Here is a 2,529-nt window from a genome sequence, read left to right on the forward strand (position 1 = left end):
CTAGTCATACGCCTATGGGGAAATTCTCGACGCTTGAGGTGATCGAGACGGGTTCGCGCCGCCGGTGGACGCTGGAGGAGAAACAGCGGATCGTTGCGGAGAGTTTCAGTGCGCCGAGAGTGGTGTCGGCGACGGCTCGTCGTCATGGCCTTTCGACCAGTCAACTGTTCAACTGGCGGCGGCAGGCTCAAGAAGGCCGGCTCGTCGGGGCGGACGAAGGTCCCGCGTTTGTGCCGGCGGTTGTCGCGCCGGACAGCCCTCGCGCGGCAACGGTTGCGGAGTTACCATCGCCCCCATCCGAAGATCCTGCGACGCGCCCGAGCGGCGGTCGGATGGTGATCGTTCTGTCGGGTGGCAGTCGCGTAATCGTCGGCAACGATGTGGACGCAGCGGCGCTGAGGCGGGTGATCACGGCCCTGGAGCGGCGATGATTGCGATCCCTGCCGGCCGGGTTTGGATCGCCACCGGCCATACGGATATGCGCTGTGGCATGCAAAGCTTGGCTCTGAAGATCCAGGAACACTTCAAGCGTGACCCGCACGGGGGCGATCTCTTCATCTTCCGCGGACGCCGCGGCGACCTGGTCAAAATCCTGTGGCATGACGGTCTCGGAACATCGCTCTATGCCAAGCGCCTGGACCGCGGCAAGTTCATCTGGCCGTCGGCAGCGGGCGGCGTGGTGCCGATTACGGCGGCGCAGATGGCCTACATGCTCGAAGGAATTGACTGGCGCAACCCGCAAGCGACGTGGCGGCCGCAAAGCGCAGGTTGAACGAAAAACGTTGGTACGTCTGCATTTTTATCGACACAAGACGGGCGAACTGTGATTCACTGCGTCCATGGAAGCTGATCGCGCCGCCATGGCTGAGGTTGTTGCCGCTCTGGAAGCGGCGTTGGCGGCCGAACGGACGAAGGGATTGGAGGCCGCCGCCAAACTTGCGGTCGCAACCGCAAAGTCGGCGGAAGACGATGCCCTGATCGCGCATCAGAAACTTCAGATCGCCAAGCTCACGCGCCAACTCTACGGCCAGAAGTCCGAACGCTCCTTGCGGCTGATCGAGCAATTGGCCTTGAGCTTCGAGGAGCTGGAGGCCGGCGCGACGGAAGATGAACTGGCGGCGGAGCGAGCGGTTGGCAAGGTCACCACGGTCAGCGGGTTTACGCGTCGGCGAGCCGAGCGCCAGACCTTCCCCGAGCATCTTCCGCGCGAGCGGGTGGTGATCGATCCGCCGACGGTTTGCGAATGCTGCGGCGGTCATCATTTGCGCAAGCTCGGCGAAGATGTGACCCGCACCCTCGAATGCGTGCCCCGGCAATGGAAGGTCGTCGAGACCGTGCGAGAGAAGTTCAGCTGCCGGGATTGCGAGAAGATCAGCCAGGCGCCGGCCCCATTCCATGCCGTGCCGCGGGGCTGGGCCGGTCCCAGTCTTCTGGCCATGATCATGTTCGAAAAGTTTGGCCAGCATCAGCCGCTCAACCGGCAATGTGAGCGCTATGAACTGGAAGGTGTGCCGATCGCGCTGTCGACCATGGCCGATGCGGTGGGCTCGGTGTGCGCGGCGCTGGAGCCGCTCCTGGGCCGTGTGGAAGCCCATGTTCTGGCCGCCGAACGGCTCCATGGCGATGATACGACCGTGCCGGTCCTGGCCAAGGGCAAGACCACGACCGGACGGTGCTGGGTTTATGTCCGGGACGACCGGCCGTTCGGCGGCACGGCGCCGCCGGCGGCGATGTTCTATTACTCGCCCGATCGCAGGGGCGAGCACCCACAGGCACACCTGGCCAACTATACCGGCATCCTGCAGGCCGATGCGTTTGACGGCTATAACCAGCTCTATCTTCCGGGACGAAAACCGGGGCCGATTTATGAAGCGGCCTGCTGGGCGCACGCGCGTCGACCATTTTACGCAATGGCCGATATCGAGGAGAACGCGCGCCGCAAAGCCGCCGGCAAAAAGGAGATTGCGCTGTCGCCGATCGCGATCGAGGTCGTGCGCCGGATCGATACTCTGTTTGCGATCGAGCGTTCCATCAATGGCCTGAGCGCGTCGGAACGTATGGCCGCTCGGCAGGCGCAAAGCCGGCCATTGGTCGATGCGCTGTACGCCTATATGCAGGAGCAGCTTGCCAAGCTCTCGCGCGGACACGACTTGGCGAAAGCCATTAATTACATGCTGAAACGCTGGCCGAGCTTCACCTTGTTCCTTGAAGACGGCCGCGTATGCCTCTCGAACAATGCCGCCGAACGAGGGCTGAGGGGAATTGCTCTCGGACGGAAGTCGTGGCTGTTCTGCGGCTCTGATCGGGGTGGGCGGCGGGCGGCGGCGATGTACAGTCTCATCGTCACGGCGAAAATGAACGGCGTCGATCCGCAAGCCTGGCTGGCCGACGTCCTCGCTAGGATTGCCGCTCATCCCGCTCGTCGCATCGATGAGTTGTTGCCATGGAATTGGATCGCACCAGTTCCGGCAATCTCCGATCAGGCAGCCTGACCATGCACGTCAACAAGGTTCATCACGTCACGACCAT

At 63.1% G+C, this 2,529-nt stretch carries 3 protein-coding genes; all 3 read left to right on the plus strand.

The genetic code is table 11. The features are described 5' to 3' along the window. Positions 1-431 (plus strand): IS66-like element accessory protein TnpA (gene tnpA, locus AC1P6P_RS14755; protein WP_481403202.1); only part of this gene is annotated, 431 nt, incomplete at its 5' end. Next, positions 428-772 carry an IS66 family insertion sequence element accessory protein TnpB gene (gene tnpB, locus AC1P6P_RS14760; protein WP_481403203.1) on the plus strand — a complete coding sequence of 115 codons (345 nt, stop codon included), beginning with the start codon at positions 428-430 and terminating at the stop codon, positions 770-772. The genes tnpA and tnpB, both read left to right, overlap by 4 nt. Positions 773-839: 67 nt before the next feature. Beyond that, the gene (gene tnpC, locus AC1P6P_RS14765; protein ID WP_481403204.1) at positions 840-2,492 is read left to right on the plus strand and encodes an IS66 family transposase; all 1,653 of its coding nucleotides are present in this window, start codon (positions 840-842) and stop codon (positions 2,490-2,492) included. Positions 2,493-2,529 lie beyond the last annotated feature (37 nt).

Source organism: Rhizomicrobium sp. (genome assembly GCF_056722145.1).